22 protein-coding genes are annotated in these 22,399 nt (G+C 66.8%); 12 read left to right on the top strand and 10 right to left on the bottom strand.

Annotated features, from left to right (window positions below; translation table 11 throughout):
• The first annotated feature begins 9 nt into the window (after positions 1-9).
• From BLT71_RS16340 to BLT71_RS16310, 7 genes are all read left to right on the top strand, one after another.
• A complete protein-coding gene (locus BLT71_RS16340; RefSeq protein ID WP_091722328.1) occupies positions 10-1,224 on the top strand; it encodes an FAD-dependent oxidoreductase in 1,215 nt (404 codons plus the stop codon).
• Positions 1,225-1,289: 65 nt separating this feature from the next.
• Positions 1,290-2,006, top strand: coding sequence for an esterase/lipase family protein (locus BLT71_RS16335; RefSeq protein WP_091722325.1), 717 nt, complete (start codon positions 1,290-1,292; stop codon positions 2,004-2,006).
• A 174-nt stretch (positions 2,007-2,180) separates the two neighbouring features.
• A complete protein-coding gene (locus tag BLT71_RS16330) occupies positions 2,181-2,726 on the top strand; it encodes an alternate-type signal peptide domain-containing protein (RefSeq protein WP_091722322.1) in 546 nt (181 codons plus the stop codon).
• 71 nt (positions 2,727-2,797) lie between these two features.
• Positions 2,798-3,403 carry a hypothetical protein gene (locus BLT71_RS16325; protein WP_091722319.1) on the top strand — a complete coding sequence of 202 codons (606 nt, stop codon included), beginning with the start codon at positions 2,798-2,800 and terminating at the stop codon, positions 3,401-3,403.
• Positions 3,393-4,046 carry a signal peptidase I gene (locus tag BLT71_RS16320; RefSeq protein ID WP_091722316.1) on the top strand — a complete coding sequence of 218 codons (654 nt, stop codon included), beginning with the start codon at positions 3,393-3,395 and terminating at the stop codon, positions 4,044-4,046. Before BLT71_RS16325 ends, BLT71_RS16320 begins: the two co-directional genes overlap by 11 nt.
• 33 nt (positions 4,047-4,079) lie before the next feature.
• Positions 4,080-4,529: a hypothetical protein gene (locus BLT71_RS16315; RefSeq protein WP_172829875.1), complete on the top strand. Its 450-nt coding sequence runs from the start codon at positions 4,080-4,082 to the stop codon at positions 4,527-4,529.
• Between the two features lie 563 nt (positions 4,530-5,092).
• Positions 5,093-5,443, top strand: a complete 351-nt coding sequence (locus tag BLT71_RS16310; protein ID WP_231994319.1) for a hypothetical protein — start codon at positions 5,093-5,095, stop codon at positions 5,441-5,443.
• 23 nt (positions 5,444-5,466) lie between these two features.
• Here BLT71_RS16310 and BLT71_RS16305 read toward each other — a convergent pair whose 3' ends face one another.
• The 4 genes from BLT71_RS16305 to BLT71_RS16290 form a co-directional block, all read right to left on the bottom strand.
• The gene (locus BLT71_RS16305; RefSeq protein ID WP_091722311.1) at positions 5,467-6,357 is read right to left on the bottom strand and encodes a phosphatase PAP2 family protein; all 891 of its coding nucleotides are present in this window, start codon (positions 6,355-6,357) and stop codon (positions 5,467-5,469) included.
• A gap of 68 nt (positions 6,358-6,425) precedes the next feature.
• The gene (locus BLT71_RS16300) at positions 6,426-7,613 is read right to left on the bottom strand and encodes an MFS transporter (protein WP_157693485.1); all 1,188 of its coding nucleotides are present in this window, start codon (positions 7,611-7,613) and stop codon (positions 6,426-6,428) included.
• 47 nt (positions 7,614-7,660) lie between these two features.
• Positions 7,661-8,170 carry an SRPBCC family protein gene (locus BLT71_RS16295; RefSeq protein ID WP_091722309.1) on the bottom strand — a complete coding sequence of 170 codons (510 nt, stop codon included), beginning with the start codon at positions 8,168-8,170 and terminating at the stop codon, positions 7,661-7,663.
• A gap of 12 nt (positions 8,171-8,182) precedes the next feature.
• Positions 8,183-8,524, bottom strand: coding sequence for an ArsR/SmtB family transcription factor (locus tag BLT71_RS16290; protein WP_091722306.1), 342 nt, complete (start codon positions 8,522-8,524; stop codon positions 8,183-8,185).
• A 125-nt stretch (positions 8,525-8,649) separates the two neighbouring features.
• Here BLT71_RS16290 and BLT71_RS16285 point away from each other — a divergent pair, with 125 nt between their 5' ends.
• The 4 genes from BLT71_RS16285 to menD all read left to right on the top strand — a co-directional run bounded on the left by BLT71_RS16285 (position 8,650) and on the right by menD (position 15,051).
• Entirely contained in the window at positions 8,650-9,666 is a 1,017-nt protein-coding gene (locus BLT71_RS16285; protein ID WP_091722304.1) for a magnesium and cobalt transport protein CorA, read from the top strand.
• A 63-nt stretch (positions 9,667-9,729) separates the two neighbouring features.
• Positions 9,730-10,731, top strand: a complete 1,002-nt coding sequence (locus BLT71_RS16280; RefSeq protein ID WP_091722301.1) for an o-succinylbenzoate synthase — start codon at positions 9,730-9,732, stop codon at positions 10,729-10,731.
• A gap of 228 nt (positions 10,732-10,959) precedes the next feature.
• Positions 10,960-13,041, top strand: a complete 2,082-nt coding sequence (locus tag BLT71_RS16275; RefSeq protein ID WP_091722298.1) for a PhoX family protein — start codon at positions 10,960-10,962, stop codon at positions 13,039-13,041.
• A gap of 171 nt (positions 13,042-13,212) precedes the next feature.
• Positions 13,213-15,051: a 2-succinyl-5-enolpyruvyl-6-hydroxy-3-cyclohexene-1-carboxylic-acid synthase gene (gene menD, locus BLT71_RS16270; RefSeq protein ID WP_172829993.1), complete on the top strand. Its 1,839-nt coding sequence runs from the start codon at positions 13,213-13,215 to the stop codon at positions 15,049-15,051.
• Between the two features lie 17 nt (positions 15,052-15,068).
• Here the strand turns inward: menD and BLT71_RS16265 are convergent, their stop codons facing one another.
• The 6 genes from BLT71_RS16265 to BLT71_RS16240 all read right to left on the bottom strand — a co-directional run bounded on the left by BLT71_RS16265 (position 15,069) and on the right by BLT71_RS16240 (position 21,499).
• The gene (locus BLT71_RS16265; protein ID WP_091722296.1) at positions 15,069-15,896 is read right to left on the bottom strand and encodes a VOC family protein; all 828 of its coding nucleotides are present in this window, start codon (positions 15,894-15,896) and stop codon (positions 15,069-15,071) included.
• Between the two features lie 29 nt (positions 15,897-15,925).
• On the bottom strand, positions 15,926-16,975 hold the full coding sequence (locus tag BLT71_RS16260) for an aminotransferase class I/II-fold pyridoxal phosphate-dependent enzyme (RefSeq protein ID WP_407681221.1): 1,050 nt from the start codon (positions 16,973-16,975) through the stop codon (positions 15,926-15,928).
• Between the two features lie 428 nt (positions 16,976-17,403).
• Positions 17,404-18,192 (bottom strand): amino acid ABC transporter ATP-binding protein, encoded by a 789-nt coding sequence (locus BLT71_RS16255; RefSeq protein ID WP_091722293.1) that lies wholly within the window; start codon positions 18,190-18,192, stop codon positions 17,404-17,406.
• 11 nt (positions 18,193-18,203) lie between these two features.
• Complete coding sequence (locus BLT71_RS16250; RefSeq protein WP_091722292.1) at positions 18,204-18,995, bottom strand: amino acid ABC transporter permease; 792 nt, start codon at positions 18,993-18,995, stop codon at positions 18,204-18,206.
• Positions 18,996-19,111: 116 nt separating this feature from the next.
• Entirely contained in the window at positions 19,112-19,912 is an 801-nt protein-coding gene (locus tag BLT71_RS16245) for an ABC transporter substrate-binding protein (protein ID WP_091722289.1), read from the bottom strand.
• 168 nt (positions 19,913-20,080) lie between these two features.
• Positions 20,081-21,499, bottom strand: coding sequence for an isochorismate synthase (locus BLT71_RS16240; RefSeq protein ID WP_091722287.1), 1,419 nt, complete (start codon positions 21,497-21,499; stop codon positions 20,081-20,083).
• Between the two features lie 124 nt (positions 21,500-21,623).
• Here BLT71_RS16240 and BLT71_RS16235 point away from each other — a divergent pair, with 124 nt between their 5' ends.
• Entirely contained in the window at positions 21,624-22,397 is a 774-nt protein-coding gene (locus tag BLT71_RS16235; protein WP_231994318.1) for a demethylmenaquinone methyltransferase, read from the top strand.
• Positions 22,398-22,399: the final 2 nt, after the last annotated feature.

The following is a 22,399-nucleotide window of genomic DNA, read 5'->3' as shown; positions in this document are numbered from 1 at the left end:
ACTGTACGCATGAACACTCCCCGGAGCATCCAGCGGGACTGCGTCATCGCCGGGGGAGGGCCCGCCGGAATGGTGCTCGGCTACCTCCTCGCGCGGGCTGGCCTGCAGGTCACGGTCCTGGAAAAGCACGCCGACTTCCTCCGTGATTTCCGCGGTGACACCATCCACCCGTCCACCATTACGCTCCTGCGCGAACTGGGCCTGCTGGAGCGGTTCCTGGACCTGCCGCTGACCCGCATCACCACCATGGACGCGGTGTTCGACGGGGAGCGTTTCACGATCGCGGACTTTGGCACCCTGCCGGCGCCGGACAACTTCCTGGTGTTCGCCCCGCAATGGGATTTCCTGAACTTCCTGGCGGCCGAGGCCTCGGCGCTGCCGGGGTTCGAGCTCCGGATGAGCACACGGGCAGATGAAGTACTTCACGACGGCGGCCGCGTGGCCGGGGTGCGGGCCACGTATGCTGACGGCGCGCTGGAAGTCCGCGCGCCCCTCACCGTGGCGGCCGACGGGCGCGGATCGTCGCTCCGGAACGACGCCGGGCTTTACCCAACCGGCTCGGGCGTGCCCATAGACGTGCTGTGGTTCCACCTGCCCAAGCCCCTCGACCCGCTTCCGCCAACGCTCGGCTACGTTTCCGGCAAAGGGATGGTGCTGACCCTGGACCGGGGCAGCTACTACCAATCCGGCATGATCATTCGCAAGGACAGCTTCGAAAGCATCAAAGCCGAAGGGCTTGCAGCGTTCCGTGCCCGCATCGGTGCCGCAGCTTCCCACCTTGCCGTCCCGGCGGAGAGCATCGTGGGTTGGGACCAGATCAAACTCCTGTCCGTGAAGATCAACCGGCTGGAGACGTGGCACCGGCCCGGATTCATCGCGATTGGGGACGCGGCCCACGCGATGTCGCCCATGTTCGGCGTCGGCGTCAATTACGCCATCCAGGATGCCGTGGCACTCGCCAACGCCGTCGCCCCCGGGCTGGCCCGCGGCGAGGTGAGCGACGAATCGCTGGCAGCGGTGCAGAAACGCCGGGAGGTACCGGTCCGGAAGATGCAGCGCATTCAACGCCTGGGCCACCGCGCCATCGCACGGCGTCCCGGCCGGCGCGCCTTCGTTCCCCGGCCGGCAAAGTGGGTTCTGCGTGCCTTCGGCCCGTGGATACGCCGGAGGGCAGCCCGGTTCATCGGCATCGGGTTCCGCCCAGAACACCCACGGTTTTTCTGACCCGACGGAGGAGTTTGGCCGGCGGCGTTGGTGGGTACCCGCCGGACCGCGGTTATCCTCGAATCATGGGTGAAACGGGGACTCGGGTTCGGACCAGTCCACTGCAGAAAGCGCTGTGGTGGGTGCAGGACTATGTGTACGCGGCCATGTGCCAGGTGGAGGGCGTGCTGTCCCGGGTGCAGCCCGGGTCCTTCCACCAGGGCACACGGAACCCCGTGGTGATCATCCCCGGGGTGTACGAAAACTGGCAGTTCATGCTGCCCCTGATCCAGCGGATCCACGACGCCGGCCACCCCGTCCACGTGGTCACTGTCCTGCAGCGGAACAAGCTCGAGATCCCGGCGGCGGCCCGGCTGGTGGCCCAGCACATCGAGGAGGCAGGGCTGCGTGATGCCGCCATCGTGGCGCACAGCAAAGGCGGGCTGATTGGCAAGTACGCGATGCTGATGATGGACCCGGAGCGCCGGATCAGCAAAATGATCACGGTGTGCACCCCCTTTTCCGGCTCCAGCTACGCCAGGTACATGCTGCTGCCGAGCCTGCGGATGTTCTCGCCACGGAATGCCCTGACCCTGGAGCTGGCCCGCGAAGAAGCCATCAACAGCAGGATCACCTCCGTCTACGGCCCGTTCGATCCACACATCCCCGAGGGGAGCGTCCTGCCGGGTGCCACCAATATCGCGATTCCTACGGCCGGGCACTTCCGGATCCTGGGCGACCCGGAGACCGCCCGGATCATCACGGAGCAGCTGGCCCTCCCGGAGCCTGGCTCCGCGCTGTAGGCCGGCTGCGCGGCCAGCATATGGGTAAAAGCCCTGTTCAGGCCGTGGTTTAACTTTCAAATAACTTGAGCATTCTTTGTCCCTTTGCCCCCTCAGTTCCTGAGTTTGGCTGTGCATTGTTGTTCCCAGCAAGACAACTTCCACCAAAGTAAGCAAAGTCTGAGGGGACACATCATGAAGAACAGCACTCTGATCAAGGGATCCGCAGCCATCGCCGTAGGCGCAGCACTGTTGCTGGGCGGCGGCGGATCGCTGGCCAACTGGAACGCCGAGGCATCCGCGGCTCCCGGCACCATCGTCGCCGGCGACCTGAACGTCACAGCTGCCGCCGGCGTCTGGACCGACCGCACCGGCGCAACTATCAACGTCAACTCCTACAAGGTGGTTCCGGGTGACAAGCTCACCTACACCCAGACCCTGACGGTGGCACTGACTGGCGACAAGATGGCCGCCAACGTGGTGCTCGCGAACGTTCCGGCCAACACCTTCACCGCTGACAACGTCGCCATCTCCCCGTTGAAGCTCACCAACACCGCAGGTGATGTCACGTCGAGCACCGTTCTGAGGCCTGTCAACGGGAGCGCCACGCAGACCGTCACGGCATCGACTGTTTTCGAATTCAAGAGCACCACGACCGGCCGCAGCGATGTTGCCAAGAACTACGACCTCGGCAATGTGAGCTACACGCTGACCCAGCTGACCCAGACTGGTCTTTCCTAACCTGACGCGGCCGGGTGGCCCTTGGGCCGCCTGGCCAGCAGAATAAGGAAACCGACCAGGAGGAGACCACGATGCGCATCAAGCGCTCACTGCAGGCGGCGGCCCTGGTCGCCGCAGCAGTGCTCCTGGGCCTCCTCACCGTACAGGGCAGCTACGCTCTCTGGAACGCGACCACGTCAGCAGCCCCCGGGACCGTCAGTGCGGCTTCGTTCGATATGGCAATGACCACCGTGAACACAGGCCAAACCACCAACATGACGCTGGCCAACGGAACGGCAGCAACCCTGACGCTGTCTCCGGCAGGCACGCTGGGGCCGGGAACCCCGGTTTACGGCGGGGTGCAGGTCACCAACAACACCAACGCCGGTGGCCAGTTCAACACCGTCATCACAGCGGGCCAGCCAACCATTGCCAATGTCAGGGGCGGGACCCTGGCCAGCTACATCAGTGTTACCGCGAAGCTGGCCACCTCCACCGCAGAATGCAGCAACGGCACCGGGTTCACGGCGATCGGCGCCGGCGGGCTCGCGTCGCCCACTGTGGCTAAGAACGGTTTCACCATCTTTTGTTTCCAGGCCAGCCTCAGCTCGGCGGCCCCCGCATCCGTGAAAGGACAAGCAGTGAACATCACCCTTCCGCTCACCGCCCGTCAGTGCGGGGTGTCCGGTGGCTGCTGACCTGACCGCCGGGCCGGCCTTCCCGGCCCGCGCATCGCGCAAGAAGTTTCGCTCCGCCAAGCCGTCGCCGTCGGCCGCTGACGAAAGCCGCCGCAAGGGCACCGGGGCGTGGGCCGCCGTCGGACGCATCCTGAGCATGTCCGCCATGCTCGTGGCGCTGTTCGCGGCCGTTGTTCTGATCGTGATTCCGGTGGCAACCGGCTCGCAGTCCTACACCATCCTGACCAAGTCCATGGTGCAGAAGTTCCCGCCGGGCACCTTCATGGTGATGAAGCCAGTGGCGTTCGACGAACTGAAGTACGGCGACGTCATCACCTTCCAGATGTATTCCGGCCGGCCGGACGTGGACACGCACCGGATTATCGGTTTCGGGTCCACCCAGTCGGGCGAGAAAACTCTGATCACCAAGGGCGACAACAACGGCGCCAACGATCCTGAGCCCGTCCGGGCCATCCAGGTCAAGGGCAAGCTGTTCTACGCAGTTCCGTACGTGGGCTTCGTGGCAAACGTCTTGGGCAACGCTGACCGGGACACCTGGACCGTCCTGGCCGCCGTCGGCCTCATCGGCTACGGCGCCATCACGGTCTACAAATCAGTCCGCAAGCCCCGCGGCAGCAAGGACCCGGCCGGAGCCGTGGCCTAGATGCGCACGTTCCGGAACCTGCCAGGAGCCGCGGTGGCCGTCGGTGCCTTCGTGCTGACAGTCATTCTGGGGATCGGTGGAACTGCGGCGTCGGCCCTGTGGCAGCAAAGCGCGACAGCCGCCATGACTGTCACAGCTGCTGGTTCCTGGGCTGGGCCCGCGTTCACATTGTCGTGTGCCGACCCGTCGAAGAAATCCGTGGAACTAACGGTGGCGCCGAGTACCACCCTCTCGTCGAATCAGCTGCCGGCGACGCTCTCTGTCTCTGCGGTCAACTCCTCGGCAAGCTATTCGGATTGGCAGATTACGGCGCCCAACACGAGCGGCAAGATCACTCTCACCACAGGGCACCCCCTCGTGAGCAGCCAGAGCACTGGGCTGATCGACATCGAAGTGACCGTCACCTACAAGGACAATTCGTCGGCCTCGGTCCTCCGGTCTATCCGCAAGGGAAACGGCAACAGCGAGGTCACCTGTTCTTAGGAATTGGCCACCAAAAGTCCGCCAGCTCGGCGGAAGCAGGCGCCGCCACCACCCCCCCCGGAGGGCGGCGCCAGCTTCTGCCGAGCTGGTTTGGTTTAAGGGCTGGAAGATCCGCCGGTAGCAGGGAACCCCAGGGCGCGCCCGAGGATCCCAGGGCCGTGACGCGCCGGGCGTGGCCGGCCGGATTCCCTGGATTGCCCTGCGGTTCACCCAAGGCAAGGCGCCGGCGGGGCAACAAGCCGTTAAAAGCGAAGAGCCGCTGCCCTGGCGGGAACGGCTCATGATGACTGGGAAGTGGGTTCCTGGCGGCGCCCACTTCAAGACGCCGCCAGGAGAATTGGGGCGTCTCCAGCAGGAGCCGCGATGCCGGGTCCCAGCAACCCGGTAAGAGCTACTATCCGGTAGCCGGATCAAGGTACGGCCGGATCTGCCGCAAGGAACACTCAACTTCGCGTCATGATTTGAACCATTCCGCGCCCAAAAGCGTCTCACCAAGGGCAGGAAGGCCCTACCGTCCTGCGTGGCCCGGGATATTTTGGGAGCGAAGGGTCCGTGGTTTCCCCGTGATCACGGAAGGGATGGTGCTGGTGGAACTTTTCAGTGACAAGCCTGCCCTGGCCGCTGCCGCCCTGACCCGGTTGGCGGCCGCGGACCTCGAAAGCGGCGGGAAGCCTCCCGGACGGATGCAGGTGTTCCTGGGCGACCTGGTGATGAGGAACGGCCCGGACATCCTTGAACGGGTGGCCATTGAGCTTGCCCGGCAACACCTGGCCTCCCTCGAGGAACTCGCGCTGGCCACCGGCCGGCCCGCGGCCCGGTACCTGGATTCGATTGAGCTCGCGGCGGCCATGGATGAGGAGTCCGACGGCGGGCAGTCCGGCCTGGGCATCCCGCCGCACCTTGACGAGGAGTAGGGGAGCGGCAGCGGGCCTGGGCGTCATCGGCGCCGCGCGGCGAATGCGAACAGGGATGTGGTGGCCACCGTGGCCAGGTAGCCGGCGATCACGATCAGCGAGATCCCGGCCCAGAAGTAGTTGGTGGTGCTGGTTTCCTGCCAGGGGCTCGGTGCAATCCGGATCAGCGAATAGGCCGCAACGGCCGCGGAGGCAAGGCCCAGCAGCACGGGAAGTACCAGCCAGATCCTGGCCGAGCCGATGTGCCGGTTGAAGCCCTCCCACGCGATCCAGGTTCCGCGCCGCAGGATCAGCCACCCGGCCGGAATCATGAATGCCCCCACCAGCAGGAACGCGGCCACAACATCGGCCGGCCGGTGCCACTGGTTGATCAGGGTGGATACCCCGGAGGCGATGGCGAACGTGCCGCCCACGAACCCTGCCATGGGCCGCCAACGGGGCGAGGCCATCAGGAACACGGCTGCCGCAGCCGAGGCCGCCAGGGTGGTGTGCCCGGACGGCAGCGAGTTCAGCTCCAGGGTTACCACACCCTTGTCCGGCCGGGCGGGGAGGAGGTCCTTCAGCACCTGCGTGGCCACGTTCGCGCCGATGCAGGCCGCCACGGCGATCCCGGCTTCGGTCCAGTGCTTCCTGATCACGGTGACGAACAGGATCACGACGGCGGCCATCACCAGGGAGATGGTGGGCAGCAGGTCCAGGAACCGGGTGGTTGCCTTGCCGGCCGGGCCGTGGATGTCCACCGCTTCCACCAGTGCGGACTCATCGATGAACTGCCCCGTGGTGGTTTGCACGAAGTAGTAGTACGTGGCCACGAGCCCGGCAACGCAGGCCAGGGTGGCCAGCACGAACAGGAAACCCGAGCCCGGTGCGGGCCGGGCAGGCGTCCTGGGGTGCGTTTGCCGTGAGGAAGTCATCGCCGTTAAGGGTGTCATAGAAAGCTGGGAGGCCTCTCCGCGTGTGCTGGGCGCGCCGTCGGTGTTCGCTACTCGGGCGGGCTGGTTGGGGGCAGCCGGGGAATGCTGGCCGCTGCCACCACCAGCGCAAGGGCGCCCAGTCCGAACGGCAGGGCCGTCAGAGTAGCCACGCCGCCCACCAGGAGCGGGCCGCCGGCGTCGCCGAGTTCCCTGCCGAGCTCGGCGGATCCCATGGTGCGGCCCATCCGTTCCGGCGGGGTGCTGTCCGCGAGGTGCGCGAAGCCCAGGGGAGTGGCGGCGCCGATGCCCACCCCGATCGCCGCCGCCGCGACGAAGATGGTGACCGCCGCGGGGGCGGCCGCCAGCAGTGCGACGCCGGCGGCAATCAGGAGGAGCCCCGCCGTCGTGCCCCTGTTGTCCGTGACCCGGCCCTGGTCCCGCAGCCTGCCCATCCACGGCTGGGTCAGTACCGAGCCGAGCGCCAGGACGCTGACGGCGGCGGTACCGGCGAAGGCGTCCATGCCGTGTCGGGTAGCCAGTGCGGGAAGGAAGCCGATGGCCGCCCCGAGCGCGCCGGTGGAGGCGGCGAGGACCAGCGTGGGAACCCAGAACCTGCGCTCGCCCACCTGCCGGGCCAGGTCCATGACCGTGTAGGGCTGGCGGGGGAGCGGCTCGAGGTGCGGTACCGCTGCCAGCACCCACACGGCAGTGGCCGCTGCCAGCACGGCCAGGGCGCCGAACAGCAGGGCGAAGCCGCCGGCCAGGATCAGCCCGGCGCCCAGCAGCGGACCGATGATGTAGCCAAGGCTCTTCCAGGAGCCGTATTTGCCAAAGTAGGCGCCCGCCTTTCCACCGCGGGCGAGCCTCGCCACCATGGCGGACGACGCCGGCGAGAAGGCTGAGGCGGCGGCGCCCTGTCCCAGCCGGGCCAGGGCGAGCATGAGCGGGTCCGCTGCCCACAGCCCGATGAGCGACAGGGCGGCGAAGGCCAGGAGCCCGCCCACGATGACCGGTTTGGGCCCCACCCGGTCGCTGAGGGCGCCGAACACGGGTTTGAGGAAGACCTCGGCGACGTCGTACAGGGCCAGCAGGATGCCGAGGTTCAGCAGCGTCAGGCCGATGTTCCCGCTTTGCGCGCCCAGGCCGGCCGCGATGCTGTGGGCACCGAAGGCCGTCACAAACCCTGCGGCGTACAGCGGGGCCGTGGCGGTGCGGGTGGCTACCCGGTGGCGGGAAGGGGTTCCGGACTCAGTCACACGATGGACTGTAACAACTGTTGGATCTCCTGGCGCGCATCCCCGTGTCAGGCGAGGTCGGCCACGATTTCCCCGATGATCTCGAACTGTTCGCGGACGCCGCCTTCCATGCCGGACTGCGCAATCATGTCCCGGACTTCCCTGCTGCCCGCATGGGTGCGGATGCTGACCCTGGTGGCGGCGCCGTCGTCGGCCGGTTCGAAGGTGACCGTGTTGACCACCGCGCCCTCTTCGCCGTCCTGTGCCATGCCCGGGAACTCCATCACTTCCGTGTGCACGATCCGCCGGTCCGGCTCGATCTCGCGGTAGGTGCCGTGGAAGGCCACCTCCGCTTCGCCGTGCGCCAGCATGGCGTACCGCCATTTCCCGCCCACCCGGAAGTCCATCTCCGCCACTGTCATCTCGCCGCGCCGTCCCGGCCACCAGCGCCGGACGAGCTCCGGTGTGGTCCAGGCCTTGAAGACGAGGTGCGGTGGGGCGTCCACCGTCCGGGTGATGAGGATTTCCTCGTCGCTGGGGAAGGTCACGTCCATGGTCCTGCTGCCTGCCTGTGCCATTTGTCCTGCTCCTTAGTGTCCGCTTTCCTGATCCCGGATGTCTTCCAGTACGCCGTCGAGGAGGTCGAAGCGGTCCGCCCAAAGGTCCGCGTAGCCGGAGACCCAGTCGTGGATGGGCTTCAGCGCCTGCGGCTGGAGCCGGTAGACCCGTTGCCGCCCGGCGTCGCGGACTTCCACGGCGCCCACTTCCCGCAAGACCCGCAGGTGCCGGGATACGTGCGGTTGCGCCAGCTCCAGCAGTTCCACCAGTTCGCTGACGGTCCGCTCGCCGCCGGCCAGGACGTCCAGGATTTCCCGACGGCGGGGCTCGGCCACGGCGTTGAACGCATCTGCGGTTGTCGCTGCCCGTGCCATGGCCTCATCGTATACCCATATGGATATGTAAAGAAAGGGCTGTTGGCGTGCCGGTCCCGAAGGTCTACCCTTCGTGCAAGGGGTCCGGTGCGGGCCCCGCGGTGGCTCCTGAAGGAGGCAAAGCCGTGACGATCGTCGACAATGCCGTCTACGTGAACGGGATGCGGACAGCGGACCCGGAAAGCCTGGACGAAACCTACTTTGCGCTGAGGCAGCGCGAGGGAATGGCCTGGATCGGCCTGTACCGCCCGGACGCCGAGGAACTGCAATCGGTAGGGGAGGAATTCGACCTGAACCCGCTCGCCGTCGAGGACGCCCTCGCAGGCCACCAGCGGGCCAAGCTGGAACACTACGGCGAATGCCTGTTCCTGGTGCTGCGGCCGGCCCGGTACCGCGATGACGTGGAGAAGGTGGACTTCGGCGAGATCCACGTCTTTGCCGGTGACGAGTACGTGGTGACCGTCCGGCACGCAGAGTCACCGGACCTGGCCAAGGTCCGGCGGCGCATGGAATCGATGCCGGAGTTCCTGGCCCTCGGCCCCGAGGCTGTCCTGTACGGGATCCTGGACCAGGTGGTGGACGAGTACGAGCCCGTGGCCGCCGGCCTGGAAAACGACATCGACGAAATCGAGGACGACCTCTTCGGCGCCGACCCCGAGGTCTCCCGGCGCATCTACGAACTCTCCCGGCAGGTCATCACGTTCCAGCGCGCCACCAGCCCGCTGGCCGGGATCCTGCAGGCCCTGATGGCCGGAACCCCGGAACGCCCCGCTGATGCCGACCTCCAGGACCACCTCCGCGATGTGCTGGACCACGTCCTGCGGCTCAACGAACGCGTGGCGTCCTTCCGGGCACTGCTCCAGAACGCGCTCGCGGTCAACGCGGCCCTGGTGGCGCAGCGGCAGAACGAGGAGATGCAGCGGATGACCGAATCCAGCTTTGAGCAGAACGAACAGGTCAAGCGCATCTCGTCCTGGGCCGCCATCCTGTTCGCCCCCACCCTCGTGGCGTCCATTTACGGCATGAACTTCACTGCGATGCCCGAGCTGACCTGGACCTACGGCTACCCCTATGCCATCGGCCTGATGCTGGCTATGGGATTGGGGCTGTACGTCACCTTCAAGCACAACAAGTGGATCTAGGTTTCTCCACATTGGCCTTCTGCTGCCGCGGCGGCCGCGCGGCCCGCCGGTACAGTGAATCCCATGCCTGCCCCCGACGCACAGATCCCCCCACTGGACGAACTGCTGGCAGGGGCACACGTTGTCAGCCTGCCCATGCGGGTGAAGTTCCGCGGGATCATGGACCGGGAATCGCTGCTGATCCAGGGCCCTGCCGGTTGGGGCGAATTCTGCCCGTTCCCGGAGTATGGCGATGCCGAGGCTTCGCGGTGGCTGGCCGCCGCCATCGAGGCCGCCTGGCAGGGGTTTCCCCAGCCGCTGCGCACGGCCATACCCGTCAACGCCACGGTGCCTGCCGTGGAAGCCTCCAGGGTGCCGGAGGTCCTGGCACGTTTCGGCAGGGTGGATGCCGTCAAGGTCAAGGTGGCGGAGCGCGGCCAAACCCTGGATGACGACGCCGCCCGGGTGGAAGCCGTCCGGGCCGCCTTTCCGGATGCAGCCATCCGGGTTGACGCCAATGGCGGGTGGGACGTGCCCGCCGCGGTCAGGGCGCTGACCCGGCTGTCCGCCGTCGGCCTCGAATACGCCGAGCAGCCCGTCCCCGACATCGAGGGCCTGGCCGAGGTGCGTTCGCGGCTGCGGGCTGCGGGAACGCCGGTGCTGGTGGCCGCCGATGAAAGTGTCCGCAAGGAGGACGATCCCCTGAAAGTGGCACGGGCCGGCGCGGCCGACCTGATCGTGGTTAAGGTGGCGCCGCTCGGGGGAGTGCGGCGTGCGCTGGACATCGTGGCGCAGGCCGGGCTGCCCGCCGTCGTCAGCTCCGCGCTGGACACCTCCGTGGGGATCCGTGCCGGGCTGGCCCTTGCCGCGGCGCTCCCCGACCTGCCGTATGCGTGCGGGCTGGGGACGGTATCCCTGTTCGAATCCGACATCACCCGGGATCCGTTGACGGCCGACGACGGCGCCATCACCCTCCGCGAAGCCGCCGTCGATCCCGGGCTGCTGGAGCAGTTCGCGGCAGCGCCCGAACGCCGGGATTGGTGGCTGGCACGGCTCCGCCGCGTCCACGCCCTCCTGGCCGGGTAAGCCCGCCCGCCCTCCGGTCCCTTCCCTGTAACGCGCGCTCTTTTGTGGCGGCTCTCCCTGTGACGCGCGCTCTTTTGTGGCGGCTTTCCCGCAAACCCGTGTGCAAACTCCTGACGTTTCTGCAGGTCATGGGCGGTTAACCTCAACTTCACCTGCTGGATGGCTCCGCGTCGGAACCGGCTGGAAGGGTGATCGGGCACCCCAGAGAGATTCCTTGGAAGGTTCCCCATGTCTGAAACTGCCCGCAAATTTAACCTGCTGCCCATGCTCGGCCATACCAAGGGCAAGCGCAGCCCGGTCACCTGTGCCCTGAAGTGCGACAACGCGTGTGCGGGCGAAACCTGCAACACCAGCTCCAACAGCTACTTCCGCGATGTCGCCTCGGCCACGATGTCCCGTCGCGCCGCACTCGGCCTTGGTGCTGCCGGTGCCCTCGCCGTGGCGCTCGGCTCCGCCGTCACATCGGCTGAACCGGCCTCCGCCGCCGGCCTGTCAAAGGCCGCCAAGGAAGGCTTCGGCAAGTCGAAGCTCAAGTTCACCGCCATCAAGCCGGTGGACGCCGCCGTCGATGCGGTCACCGTCCCGGACGGTTTCACCTGGCAGCCGGTCATTCGCTGGGGTGACCCGCTGTTCAGCGACTCGCCGGACTTCGACATCAACAAGCAGACCGCCGCCGCCCAGGCCCGCCAGTTCGGTTACAACAACGACTACACGGACATCCTGGAAATCCCCAACACCAAGGGCCGCCGCGCAGTCCTGTTCACCAACCACGAGTACACGAACGAGAACATCATGGTTCCCGCCGGCTACGACGCCAAGGAAACCCGGGCCATCGGCCGCGCCGCCCATGGCCTGGCCGTCGTCGAACTCGAGCGCAAGAACACCACCAAGCCGTGGTCTTACGTCAAGGGCGCACCCCTTAACCGCCGCTTCCTCGACGACACCACCTATGAACTGACCGGCCCGGTTGCCGGCTCGGCCCTGGTGAAGACGGTCGCCGACCCCAGCGGCAAGGCTATCAAGGGCACGTTCGGCAACTGCTCCGGCGGCACCACTCCCTGGGGAACCATCCTCTCCGGCGAGGAGAACTTCAACGGCTACTTCGTGGCCGGTGGCACCTCGGCCAGCGACAAGCGCTACGGCCTGACCGCCAACGCCACCTCCCGCAAGTGGGAACTTGACGACCCCCGCTTCGACACCCGCAACGCCGGCTACGAAAACGAGGCCAACCGGTTCGGCTGGATCGTCGAGGTCGATCCTTTCGACCCCACCTCTACTCCGAAGAAGCACTCCGCTATGGGCCGCTTCAAGCACGAAGGCGCCAACGTGATTGTCGCCAAATCAGGCCACGTGGTGGCTTACATGGGCGACGACGAGCGGTTCGACTACCTGTACAAGTTCGTTTCCAAGGGCAAGTACATCGAAGGCGACCGCAAGAACAACATGGGCCTGCTGTCCGAGGGCAACCTCTTCGTGGCCCAGTTCACCGGCAACTCGCCCGCCGCGGAGATCACCGGTACCGGCGCGGTCCCCTCCGACGGTGCGTTCGACGGAATCGGCGAATGGCTGCCCCTGGTGGTTGACGGCAAGTCAGCCATCGCCGGCATGTCCGTCGAAGAGGTCCTGGTTCATACCCGCATCGCCGCTGATAAGGCGGCCAACGCCAAGGGCGGCCCCACCAAGATGGACCGCTGCGAGGACGTCCAGCCGAGCCTGCACACCGGCAAGGTCTACGTGGTCTGCACCAACAACTCCGACCGCGGCAAGGCCGGTAAGGAAGGTGCCACGGAGGTCAACCCCCGCACCCAGAACCGCGACGGCCACATCGTGGAAATTACCGAGACTGGCGACCAGACGTCCACCAGCTTCGGCTGGAACCTGCTGATGGTCTGCGGCGATCCGGCCCAGGGCGACGTCACCTACTTCTCCGGCTACCCGGTGGACAAGGTTTCGCCCATCTCATGCCCGGACAACGTTGCCTTCGACTCGGTGGGCAACCTCTGGATCTCCACTGACGGCGCCCCCTCCGGTATTGGCTACAACGACGGCCTGTTCAAGGTCACCCTGGACGGCGCGGAGCGTGGCAAGGTGGAACAGTTCCTGGCCGTCCCGCGCGACGCAGAGACCTGCGGCCCCATCATCCACGACGAGGAGCGGACCGTGTTCGTCGCAGTCCAACACCCGGGCGAGGAAGGCACCTTCGAAGCGCCGCACTCGTACTTCCCGGACTACGTTGGTGCGGGTGCAAAGCCGGCCGCCGGACAGGTGCGTGCCCCGCGCCCGGCAGTGATCCAGGTGTTCCGCGGCTAACCCCGACGCGCGCTCACTTGTGGCGCCTTCGGGGCAAACGCCCGCTCACCGGACTTCCAGGCGTCTGGGGCCAGTGAGCGGGCGTTTTGGTTTAAGCGACCGGAAGTGAGCGGGCGTTTCGATTTAAGCGACCGGAAGTGAGCGGGCGTTGGAGGGTGGCAGACTGGGTTGGTGACTTCGCAGAACGATCCCGCCCACGCCGCCGCCACTTCCGACGGGCACGCCGCCGCCAGTTCTCCCTCCCACGACGCCGCTACTTCCGACGGGCACGACGCCGCCACCTTCGACGCTCCAGCCGAAGCCGGGGACGCGCCCGCGCTGAGCGCCATTGCCGCGGCGCGCATCGTCGTCGGGATCCTGCTCGACGGCGGTGTGCAGCATGTGGTGGTCTGCCCGGGATCGCGGTCGGCACCGATGGCCTACGCCCTGGCTGAGGCGTCGGCAGCGGGCCGGGTAGAGCTGCTGGTCCGGATCGACGAGCGGGCCGCGGGCTTCACGGCCCTAGGACTCGCCCTGGCCACCGGTTCGCCCGCTGCCGTGCTGACTACGTCCGGGACCGCCGTCGGAAACCTGATGCCGGCGGTGATGGAAGCCAACCACGCCGCCGTCCCGCTGGTTGTCCTCTCCGCGGACCGGCCGGACGAGCTCCGCGGCACCGGGGCGAACCAGACCACCATCCAGCCGGACCTGTTCGGCGACCACGTCCGGTTCGCCGTTGACGTTCCCGCAGGTGCCAGCCCCGAACGGGCCGTCAGCACGGCGCTGTCCGCCGCGACCGGTGCGTTCGATGGCATTCCGCCGGGCCCGGTCCAGCTCAACCTCGCCTTCCGGGACCCGCTGGTGCCGGCTCACGGGGAAGGGCTTCCCGCGGCAGCAACACGCCGGCGCTTCCGGATCGGTGCCGAGCCGCTGGTCATGGAGCTGCCCCCTGCCTCCGAAAACCTGCCGGAGCGCCGCACCGTAGTGCTGGCAGGGCACGACGCCGGCCCGGTCGCCGAAGCGTTTGCCCGCGCCCACAACCTGCCGCTGCTCGCCGAGCCGTCCTCGAATGCCCGGTTCGGTCCGAACGCCGTGGGCCCCTACCGGCTGCTGCTGGAGCACTTCGGCCCCAGTGGAGCGCAGCCCGTGGAGCGGGTAGTGCTGTTCGGCAGGCCCACACTTTCCCGGCCGGTGGCCGCCCTGCTGGCCCGTCCCGACGTCCAGTCTGCGCTGTACCAGCCGGTACCAGTAGCTTGGTACGAGCCCGGCCGCCGCACCGAACTGCCGCTGGCGGACCTGGCCGATCTCGCCGATTTTGCGGGCAGGGGATCATCGCAGTGGCTGGACACCTGGCTTCTGGCGGGCTCGGCAGCCCAGCACGCCGTGGACCAGGTGGTGGCCGCGGAGGCAGCCGCCACGGGCCCGTCCGTGGCGTCACTGGTGTGGAAGCACACCCGCGGCCAGCTGCTTCTGGGCTCCTCCAACGGCATCCGCGACGCCGACCTCGCGGCCCTCCCCGCCCCGGACCCCGCCGCCACCGTGTACGCGAACCGAGGTCTGGCGGGCATCGACGGCACCATCTCCACCGCCACCGGGCTGGCTCTGGGCGGCCGCCAGGAAACCACCGTCCTGCTGGGCGACGTCACGTTCCTGCACGACGCCGGCGGCTTGCTCCTCGGCACGGGCGAGGAGGTGCCCGACCTGCGGATCGTGGTCCTCAACGATGCCGGCGGAGCGATCTTCGATTTGCTGGAACACGGTGCCGTGCGCGACGGCGGCCGCTACGGAGACGCCGTCGAACGCCTCTTCGCCACCCCGCACTCAGCCGATATTGCGGCACTCGCCGCGGCTTTCGGCGTCGGCCATTCACAGGTGACCACGACGGCGGGACTCGCCGAAGCGCTTGGCCGGCCCGTCCGGGGGCGCAGCATCGTGGAGGTCCGCACCGACCGCAGCGCCCTGCGGCAGCTCCACGGGCGGATCAAGGATGCGGTGTCTGCCGCCGTGACAGGCGTGCTGGCGGGCCAGTAGGCGGGAAGCCCGCGCAGTCAGCCACCCGGGGGAGTGAACTGGCTGGCGGAGAAGATGGCTCCCTGCGGATCCCGGATGAGTGCCTCGCGTGTCCAGTCTGATTCGTCCCGCTGCAGCACCTCGGCGCCCAGCCGCTCGGCATCGGAGGCGGTCTGGTCCCGGTCCGCGACGGTGAACGTGACGTGCCAGTGCGGCGGCCTGTCCGGACCGGTGGTGACGATCCAGGCAATCGCGTCCTCAAACCCCATGGGTGAGGCTATCTCGGACTGCCGCGCCCTGATGTCCGGGTCAACCGTGGCTTCCAGATGGTCTCCGTAGCCGGGGCGCCGGACCAGCATGCCGAAACCGAGATCGTCCACCTCCCAGCCGAAGGCCTCCTGGTAGAAGCTGATGGCCGGTCCCGGGTCCGATGTATGGAGGTCGCTGAAGTTCCAGGATCCCGGCATGTTCGCCACCTGAACACCCGGCCTCCGTCTGGCCTGCCAGACGTGGAAACCGGCCCCCTGCGGATCGGCGAGGGCCGCGTCCCGGCCGCCCTCGCCGGCGTCCTCCGGCGCGGAAAGGAGGGTGGCACCTCCGGCAACAAGCCGCTGGACGGCGGCATTGGCGTCGTCAACGGCAATATAAGTGCTCCAGGAGGCTTCCGCGCCGCCTCCGCTTCCCAGGCCTGCAACGTCCTGGCCGTCGAGCTTCGCGATCAGGTACCGGCCGGGGGCGCCGGGAGGCATGACGTCCTCGAATGTCCAGCCGAACAGCCCCGAGTAGAAGGCCGCCGCGGCGTCAACATCCGGCTGGGCGGTGTCGATCCAACAGGGGACGCCGGCGGGGTAGGTCCTGGGATTCATGCTTCACTCCTGTGCGTTGGGGACAGTTGTCATGCAGGGTTTTCTTTCAGGGCAGCTTCGAAGACCGGCAGGCTGCGCTCAATCATGTCCTCGTTGGCCGTGAGGGAAATCCGGAAGAAGCCAGGGGTCTCGAACAGCGCACCCGGGAGGACAAAGACGTCCCGGGCGGCGAGCCGCGCGGTGAACGCCTCGTCATCCGCGATGGGTGAGGTGACGTACAGATAGAAGGTGCCTTCCGGCGGGTGCACTCGGTAGCCCATGCCGCCGAGCGCGTCGACCAGGCGGTCCCGGCGCCGCTGCAACTGCCCGACGTCGATGGAGAACTTTTCGAGTTCCGGCAGCGCATGCTGCAGCAGTGCGTTCGGGTAGATCCAGCCCATGGCCACCTGCAGGCCGGAGATGGCCGGACGCAGGTCGTCCCGGTGCGGCATTCCGGGCGGCAGGGCAAGATAGCCAACCCGCTGGCCGGGGGACAGGTGGGTTTTGCCGTAGGAGTAGGCCAACAGCGTGTAGGGGTAGAACTCCACTGGACTGTGGAAGCGGATGCTGTCGAACACGATCCGGTTGTAGGGCTCGTCCGAAATGAGATAGATCCGCCGGCCGATCCGTGCCGATGCCGTCTCCAGTAACTGCGCGAGCCGGGTCAGCAGTTCGGGCGGATAAATGCGGCCGGTGGGGTTGTTGGGCGTGTTGACGATGACGCAGCGGGTCCGGCCGGTGATGGCTGAATCGATAGCATCCAGGTCCAGATCGAACGTGGTGGTGTCCACCGTGACCTTCACGGGTATCAGGCCCGCCTCAAGGATGAGCGGCTCGTACAGGAACCACGGCGGCAGGCTGTAAACCACCTCGTCGCCGGGATCGGCAACGGTCTTCAGCGCCAGCGCCAGCGCAATCGCGGCAAAACCGCCGGTGGTGAGGTAGATGTCCTCCGGGCGGAAGGGCACGTCCAGTAACACCTGGAGCGACTCCGCGGCGGCCTCACAGGCGGCGCGGCCGTTGGCCTGGTACGCGAACCACTGGTCATGCTGCGGGACCAGGGCATCCTGAAGCGCAGTGACGTAGCGGCTGGCGGGCATCTGGTGGGGATGCCGAACGTGAAATCGCAGCCTCCCGCCACCCCGTCCCTGCGTGCGCCAAACTCCCGGATGTATTCGTCAACCCGCAGGAAGGACGGTATTGATGCCAGCCGGGCCGCCCGGGCGGAGACCCACGAGGCTGCCTGCGGGGCGGTTGCATCGTTCATGGATCGGCGCTCCTCTGGTGGCCCGGGACCGGATCGCAGACGGCTCGGGCAGGGCGCTGCGGGGCGGGGGCTGTGGTGGGACCCATTCTCGGCTCCGCCTGCCACCGTGTAAAGGCTGGCGTGACTGCCCACGCCAGGTCCCGCCGTCGTCCGCGGCCCTGCGTCCTCTACGCGCAAAGGTGCCCATAACGCACGAAATCCCTGGCGCTGCGGGGATATCCGCAGCGCCAGGGATCGTTGAAAGCCGAAGAAGGGCCCGGCCTAGTCCTCGATGTTGATGTGGGTGGGGTCCAGCACGCGGCGCAGGAACTCCTTGGTGCGCGGCTGGGCGGGGGAGCCGATGACCTGCTCGGCCACGCCTTCCTCCACCACAACACCGCCGTCCATGAAGACCACGCGGTCAGCCACCTCGCGGGCGAAGGCCATCTCGTGGGTGACCACCAGCATGGTCATGCCTTCTTTGGCCAGGTTCCGCATGACCGAGAGGACATCGCCAACGGTCTCCGGGTCCAGGGCTGAGGTGGGCTCGTCAAAGAGCATCAGCTCGGGGTTCATGCTCAGGGCGCGGGCGATGGCCACGCGCTGCTGCTGGCCGCCGGAGAGCTGGTCCGGGAAGCGGTCGGCCAGGTGCCCCAGGCCCACGCGCTCCAGGTTGTGCAGCGAGACCTTGTCCGCTTCGGCCTGGGACCGCTTGAGAACCTTGGTCTGCGCGATGGAGCAGTTGCGCAGGGCGTTCAGGTGCGGGAACAGGTTGAACTGCTGGAACACCATGCCCACCTTGCGGCGCATCTTGTCGATGTCCACGTCGGGATCGGTGGCCTCGAAACCGCCCACCTGGATGCTGCCCTGGTTGGGCTGTTCCAGCAGGTTGACGCAGCGCAGCAGGGTGGACTTGCCGGAGCCGGAGGGACCGATCAGGCACACCACCTCGCCGGGCTTCACGTTCAGGCTGATGCCCTTGAGGACCTCATTGGAACCGTAGGACTTGCGGAGGTCTGAGATGTCCACGCCGGCTGCGTGCACGGTGGTGGAATGTACGACGTCGTTCATGGCTTCCCTGCCTATCGCTTGGTCCGCGCGGAGCGGCTTTCGAACTTCCGGGCCAGGAGGCTCAGGGGGATGGTGACCACCAGGTAGAAGGCACCGGCCACCAGGAGCGGCGTGAGGCCGGCGCCCAGGCTGGAGATGCCGTCGCGGCCGAACTTGGTGAGCTCGTACTGCGAAGCTGTCAGGCCCAGGACGTAGATCAGCGATGAGTCCTTGGTGAGGAGGATGACCTCGTTGGTCAGCGGCGGAAGAACGATCTTGAAGGCCTGCGGAATGACGATGGTGACCATGGCCCGCCACTGCGGCATGCCCAGGGAGCGGGCTGCCTCCAGCTGGCCCTTGGGTACTGCCTGCAGGCCGGCGCGGAGGGTTTCGGCGATGTACGCCGATGCGACGATGCCCAGCGAGATCATCACGATGATGGTCACGTTCCACTGGACGCCGAAGGCCAGGGGGACGCCGTAGCCGAAGGCGATGAAGACCAACAGGGCCGGGATGCCGCGGAAGAATTCGATGTAGCCGGTGGCGATCCAGCGGTACAGCGGGAAGCTGGACAGTTTCATCAGGGCCAGCAGCAGGCCGCCGCTGAGCCCCACCACGAAGCCGAGGAACGTGTAGATCAGGGTGTTCTTCAGGCCCACCAGGAAGATGTCCGGGAACATCGGCCCGATCTTGCCGAAGTTGAAGACGTTGGTGGCCATGGTCTTCCAGTCCGTGGCCAGTACCAGTGCGGCGATGGCCACCACAAAGATTCCGGCCTGGACATACAGGCTTACTCTGGCTCGCTGGCGTGCGGTCATTGCCATTGGGTGCTCACATTCGTTGTGCGTGGCTGAGGCCCCGGACGGCTGCCGTACGTGCCAGCCGGGGCCTCATTGCCTAAACTCTGCTCACCGGGGCCCGGGGTGGCCCCAAGCGGTGGCTACTTGGCGGTTTCGCCGAACCAGGTGGTCTTGAACTTCGCCAGGCTGCCGTCGTCGGTGAGGCGCTTGAGCGTGCCGTTGACCTGGTCCAGCATCGCGGTGTTGCCCTTCTTGATGGCAATGCCGAGCTTCTCGCCGGTGGCGTAGTCCTCAACGCGGGTGAACTGGGTGTTGTCCTTGATGGCGTAGCCGAGCACGGACTGGTTGCCCAGGGCGGCGTCGATGGTGCCGGCTTCGAGGGCCTGGACCAGGAGGCCGGAGTCCTCGAACTGCTGTGCCTCGATGCCCTTTTCCTGGGCGTACTTGGCGCCGGTGGTGGCCTGCTGCACGCCCACCTTCTTGCCCTTGGCGGAGTCGATGTTCTCCACGCCGGAGCCTTCCTTCGCCACGAGGGTCAGGTCGTCATCCATGTAGGGGTTGGAGAAGTCCATGACCTGCTTGCGGGTGTCCGTGATGGACACAGACGAGATGGAAACGTCGCAGCCGGTCAGCGCGGTGCCGGTCTCAATGGCCTCGAAGGAGCTGTCAACGATGTTCAGCTCGGCCTTCAGGTCCTTGGCCACCTCGTTGGCGATGTCGATGTCGAAGCCAACCGTCTTGCCATCCTTCTGGAATTCGAAGGGCTCGTAGGGGACGTCGGAGCAGACGGTGAGCTTGCCTGCATTGATGAGCTGGATGCCGCCCTCGGATGCTGCGGGGGTGGAGCTGCCGCCGCACGCCGTGAGGGTGAGGGCACCGACGGCGAAGAGTGCTGCTGCCTTGGCGGTCAATTTGGCCGTGGCCAGGGACTTGAGCTGCATGTTTCTTACCTTTTGTTGCAGGGGTATGCGGTACTAAATCGGTTCATAGTGTAGCGCCGATTGTGAGATGTGCATCACAGGAAACTTAGTTTCACTATTGGATAACTAAATTACCCGCACTTTCAAGCCTAGGCGAAGCCTTGCTGTCTCGGATACCGGACGTTTGGGCTAACTGCGGATGCCGAGCGATTCCAGCATCGGCCTGAACTTGGCCCATGTCTCGGCCAGTTCCGCCTCCGGCTGCGAGCCGTCCACGATGCCGCAGCCCGCATACAGGCGCACGGTGTCCGGAGATTCGATCACTGCGCCGCGCAGCGCGATGCCCCACTCGCCGTTGCCCGTAGCATCGAGCCAGCCCACCGGCCCGGCGTACGGCCCACGGTCCAGGTGCTCCAGCTTGCGGATCAGGGCCCCGGCCACCTGGGTGGGGGTTCCGCAGACCGCGGCGGTTGGGTGCAGGGCGTTGATGAGCGCCAGGCAGGTGGGAACGTGGCCCTCCACCTCGGCAAGTTCGGCTTTGACGTCCGAGGCCAGGTGCCAGACGTTGGGCAGTTCAAGGATGAACGGTTCGTCATGGGCATTCATCGCCTCTGAGAACGGGGCCAGCTGGGAGGTCAGCGACTGGATGGCGATCTCGTGCTCATGCCGCTGCTTCTCGGAGCCTGCCAGGACCCGGGTTGCGTAGTCCATGGGCAGGCCGTCCTCGCCATGGGCGTCCCGGCGGTCTAGGGTCCCGGCCAGCACTCGCGCCTGGGCGGTCCGCCCCTCCACCTGGATCAGCATCTCCGGAGTGGCGCCCACCAGTCCGTCAACGCCGTACGTCCAGCATTCGCGGTAGCGGGCGGCCAGTTCGCGCAGCACCTGGGAAGCGTTCACGCCGCCGGGAATCGTGGCCACCACGTCGCGCGCCAGCACCAGTTTCTCCAGGGCACCTGTCCGGATTTCCTCCACGCCGGCTGCCACGGCGTCCATCCACGCTTCTTCGCTGAGCGAGCCGGTGTGCAGTGTTGCTCCCGCGGCCAGGGGGAGGGGACGTACGACGGCGCCGCCCTCCTTCGCGGAAACGGCACCTTGGCGGGCGTCCCCGGCTAAGTCCGCTGCCGCCGTCGGGATTCCTGCCGGCGCACCCGCGCTGACGGGCTTCCCGCCGAGCCAGCGCTCCAGCGCGGCGAGGGCGCCCGCTTCGGTGAGCGGGCCGTCGTCGAACGTCAACTGGGTGAGCCACGCCGTGTTATCCCGCACGCCCACCACGATTTCCGGGACGATGAGCCGGGATTCGTGGGCGGAAGTTTTGGAGAAGGCGAAGGATCCGAAAGCAACGGGCCCGGTGCCGGGGAGTTCCACGGAATCGGTGACACGGGCTTCGAGGACCAGGTGGCGCCACCAGATATCTGCCTCGAGGAAGCGCTCGGGGCCGGTTGCGGTGAAACGTGCGATCTCGCCGAAACCCGCCAGGCCGGCCTCGCGCCGGGTCCAGCAAAGGACATCGTCCCGCACCAGAAACGCAGGAAGCCCCCCGGAAAATTCGTTTCCATCCAGGGGGACTGTCAGGCTTTTCAGGAGTCCGGTGCCGATCTTGCTCGTCATGATGAGTCAACACTAGTACTTAAAAATGCTTACCCTGCCGAGTAACTTCCGGTGCCCGGACAGGCAGTTGGGGAAACCTTGAGGCATGGTCCGGACCCGCCGGAACATTTGAGACAATGTCATGGTGAACCGAGCATCCTTGGATAAGCGTCCGGACGAAGTAGCCACGATGTTTGACGACGTCGCACCGAAATACGACGTCGTCAACGATGTCCTGTCCATGGGGCAGACCCGCCGCTGGCGGAAAATCGTGGTTGATGCGATGGAAGTCTCTAAGGGCCAGCGGGTCCTGGATCTCGCCGCGGGAACCGGCACATCCAGCGAGCCATATGCCGATGCAGGCATAGACGTTGTGGCGTGTGACTTCTCCCTCGGGATGCTCAAGGTCGGCAAGCGCCGCCGCCCCGACATCGACTTCATTGCCGGGGACGCCACCAACCTGCCCTTCGCGGACAACACCTTTGACGCCACCACCATTTCCTTCGGCCTGCGCAACGTCAACGAGCCCAAGAAGGCCCTCGCGGAGATGCTCCGGGTCACCAAGCCCGGCGGGCGGCTGGTCATTGCCGAGTTCTCGCAGCCTGTTGTTCCGCTCTGGCGCACCATGTACACCGAATACCTGATGCGTGCCCTGCCAGCCATCGCCGTCAAGGTTGCCTCCAACCCGGACGCCTACGTCTACCTCGCCGAGTCCATTCGCGCGTGGCCGGACCAGGACCACCTGGCCGCGTGGCTGCAGGACGAAGGCTGGGAAAACGTCAACTACCGCAACCTCACCGGCGGCATCGTGGCGGTCCACCGCGCGTTCAAGCCGGCTGGCGCCCCGGACAGCGCAGCCGCCGCGATCGCCGCGCACAAGGGCCCGGTGGCCAAGCTGCGCCGCAACATCGCCCGCTGACC

The organism is Pseudarthrobacter equi (assembly GCF_900105535.1).
Taxonomy (GTDB): domain Bacteria; phylum Actinomycetota; class Actinomycetes; order Actinomycetales; family Micrococcaceae; genus Arthrobacter; species Arthrobacter equi.
This window is presented reverse-complemented; position numbering and strand designations above follow the sequence as displayed.